The organism is Microcoleus sp. LEGE 07076, from assembly GCF_015207455.1.
GTDB lineage: Bacteria > Cyanobacteriota > Cyanobacteriia > Cyanobacteriales > Microcoleaceae > Microcoleus.
Genome location: NZ_JADEWV010000394.1, coordinates 1 through 2,856 on the forward strand (window position 1 = coordinate 1; position 2,856 = coordinate 2,856).

General features: G+C 44.9%; 2 protein-coding genes. One reads left to right on the top strand and one right to left on the bottom strand.

Translation table 11 applies throughout. From position 1 onward, the window contains the following. Positions 1-1,293 (top strand): hypothetical protein (locus tag IQ270_RS29510; protein WP_193976659.1); only part of this gene is annotated, 1,293 nt, incomplete at its 5' end. 337 nt (positions 1,294-1,630) lie between these two features. Here the strand turns inward: IQ270_RS29510 and IQ270_RS29515 are convergent. Continuing rightward, a complete protein-coding gene (locus IQ270_RS29515) occupies positions 1,631-2,497 on the bottom strand; it encodes a hypothetical protein (RefSeq protein WP_193976660.1) in 867 nt (288 codons plus the stop codon). Positions 2,498-2,856: the final 359 nt, after the last annotated feature.

The following is a 2,856-nucleotide window of genomic DNA, read 5'->3' on the forward strand; positions in this document are numbered from 1 at the left end:
CAAATAGCCGAGTTAATCATTCAAACCATGAGAGGGCCTTGGCGCTACTTTCACACGTCGGAACACATTTTTGAGGTCGGGGGGTCAGTCGATCCGATCGAGGTGCTGGCTGCGCTATTTCACGACCTCGTATACGTGCAAGTCGATCAGGGCGTCGGTTTCAATATTAGCAGCGCCATTTGTCCTTTTGTCAAAGAGGTGCGATCGCAGTTAGTGATTAAATATGAAACCGAACTCCCCAATGACGCCATCTATCACCTCGTGGCCTGTGTCTTTGGGTTTATTCCCGGTCAAACTCTTTCTCCCTTTGCCGGCCAAAACGAATTTTTGAGCGCCGTCATTGCTGGTAAATGTTTGGAACCTTTTTTGCCAGCTAGTAAGATCGCCCAGATAGCAGCCTGCATCGAAGCTACTATCCCTTTTCGCGGAGTTTCCCCCAGCGGTTTGAGCGCGATCGAACTTTTGCACCAGCGGTTGGTAAATGTAAATCGCGATTTTGATTTGGGCTGGACTGATGTCGAAACCGCAGAAATTGTCAAGCGATCTGTCAGGTTAGCAAATCGCGATGTAGAGAATTTTGCCTCTCCAAATTCCTCTAACTTCTTAGACAATACCTGGAACTTAATGCCGGAAACCAACCACGAATTGAGCAATGTCAATTCCTACACTGTTGCCGGATATCGCAGGTCTCTGCAAAAAATGGAAGGATTTTTGAACTTCCTCAAACCCGAACTGGTTTTCCAGCAGTTCATGCAAGAACCCGACGATAAAACCTACGATAAACTGATTTTTCAAACACGAAAAAATATCGCAGTTGCCAAACTTTATCTAGGTATCAAACTAATTACCATCGCCATTTTGGAAGCTCTTTCCTACCGTTTGGGGCGCGACATTCCACTTTCTACAATGATGGGAGAACTGCGCGCACCAGGATTTAAAACATCTGTCTTGGAAGATTATTTGCCCAACCGAAAAATCGCCTACCCCTTAGAAACTCAGTTGGAAAAAGAGGTTTTAGATTTGTTAGCAATAGGACGCAATCAAGAATCTCCCTATGATATTAAAAACTCACCCGTAGCTACCTTTATTATCAAATCTATCGGCTTTGCTGAAACTGAAAACTTTTTGAATAAAGCTCAAGAGTTTTTTGCCGGTCACATTTCATCGGAAGAGTTTCTCTCCTACTGCTCTCCCGATGTCATCGAGACCATCTCCTCCGGGGTTATGAAACTTTTTGAGAGCCGGAAGACGGCTTTAGGGAAGGTTAAATTAGCTCACCAAACTGTTTTTTAGGATAAGTTGGCACAATCTAAAAACGCTCTCTATCGCAGAAACCTGCTTCCTTTAGTTCAGCCACGATGTCCGGTTAGTGGGGAGCATCTCATCAGAGTAAAAACACTTCTTTTGACTCCTTCTTTCTTCCTCTTTCCTCCTGTTTCCTGTCTCCTGTCTCCAATTTCGAGCAGAGCTGCTTTCCGACAGAAATGCTCCCGGTTAGTGGGACTTATAGGGGTTCTGGAGTAGATGATTGAAGAAATATCCATTGAAACCATAAAAAAAGTCCTATTTAAAGGACTTTAACTATGAGTGTGGAGTTTGAACCATCGCGGACTAATTCGACATCCAACTTCTATTGCTGTGGACCAGCCGCACCATCTGCACCGGGGTTGCTATCAGTTACAGGTTTATCCGTAGGATTAGAGTTGCTCTGGGTTCCTGTATTAGCTTCGCTGCCCGTACCTGCTCCAGAAGCGCCATCATTTTGAGTTGGAGATGGAGTAGTTGAACTCTCAGGTGCTGGAGTTGGCGGAGTAGAAGCTGGCTCCTTCTGCTGATTCGGAACCGTAATATTGATATTATTTGACGGCGAAGATGGAGACGGCGCTGCTTGCTGAGCGGGTGCATCCTGCTGCTGTGAATTTGGAACCGTAATATTGATATTGGGAGCCGGATTTGCTTGAGGAGCAGGCGTAGCCTTTTGAACTGGACTTGGCTCAGGATCAGGCGTAGCCTTTTGAACTGGACTTGGCTCAGGATCAGGCGTAGCCTTTTGAACTGGAGATGGTTGAACCGGAACAACCTTTTCAATGATCGTTTTTTCTTTCTCTATCGTCCGAGTCGGAGCAGGTGTTGCTGAAGGCTGATCCGCTTTCGGCACAACAATCACAGGAGCAGGAGTCGGAGCCTCATTACTCCGATTAAAGTAATATAAACTGCCGAGAACTAAGCCTACCAAAGAAGCAAGAAGAATCCCTAACAGTAACCCACGACCAGCATTCTGATTATCGCGGACTTCTTGGACTTCAGCTTGACGGTGGTTTTGGGCCATTTCACCCTGTACATAACCTTGGTGATGAGCTGCTTCTTCAGAAGCCTTCGGCGTTGTACTTGGAACACTTGTAGTAGTTCGCGTTGTGCTGACGTGACCGTTAGTTGCATCTGTGTGAACCTCTTCATGAATTTCACGGCTAGAGCTATTTTCTTCGTTAGGTTTCATAATTATTTTTGTCACAAATATCATCTGTGTCGAATCTAACTCCCCTACGCATTAACCAAGCTCTACCCTCAGAGAGATTTTCCCAGCCCCTCAAAGAACCAATTTAAGCTTTGTTGTAGGCTTGAAACAAGTTTCAAGTCCGGTTAGATAATCAAAATTACGTTCGTAGTAATAAAGGCAAGTTTTTTCTCATCCATAAAGAGAGGACAGTCGTACTCACTACCAACAAGCTTGATTACGGGAAATTAAAAAAATCTAAGAATCGAATCAAAGTTAGCGATTGTAGTTGTGCCCCACTACACAAGTCAAAAATGCTCTAGCTGTGGTGAAATATAGCAGTCCTTGGAGGAGTGGTAAAG

What these genes read in the sequence shown, in the direction of transcription:
- IQ270_RS29515 (WP_193976660.1), bottom strand. Translation starts at nt 2,497, where the DNA reads ATGAAACCTAACGAAGAAAATAGCTCTAGCCGTGAAATTCATGAAGAG.